Genomic DNA, 201 nt, shown 5'->3' on the forward strand with positions numbered 1-201 from the left:
GCGCAGGCGCCGCGGTGGACGCGGTCGGCACGTTCGCGGCCGGTGCAAGCGTTGCCGGCAGGGCGGGCGCCGCCGGACTCGACGGAGCCGCCGCAGCAGCGCCGGGTGCCGGCGTAGCGCCCGGTGCCGCCGTCGCGGGCGCGGTGGGCGAGGGCACGGCGACAGCAGGTGCCGCCGACTGTGCCGCGCCTGCGGCGGCCG

General features: G+C 82.6%; 1 protein-coding gene. It reads left to right on the plus strand.

Annotated elements, in window-relative coordinates; genetic code table 11:
• Window positions 1-201: hypothetical protein (locus APY03_RS43920; RefSeq protein WP_232324306.1), on the plus strand; the 201-nt coding region annotated here is incomplete at both ends.

Source organism: Variovorax sp. WDL1 (assembly GCF_001541225.1).
Classification (GTDB): Bacteria; Pseudomonadota; Gammaproteobacteria; order Burkholderiales; family Burkholderiaceae_C; genus Variovorax.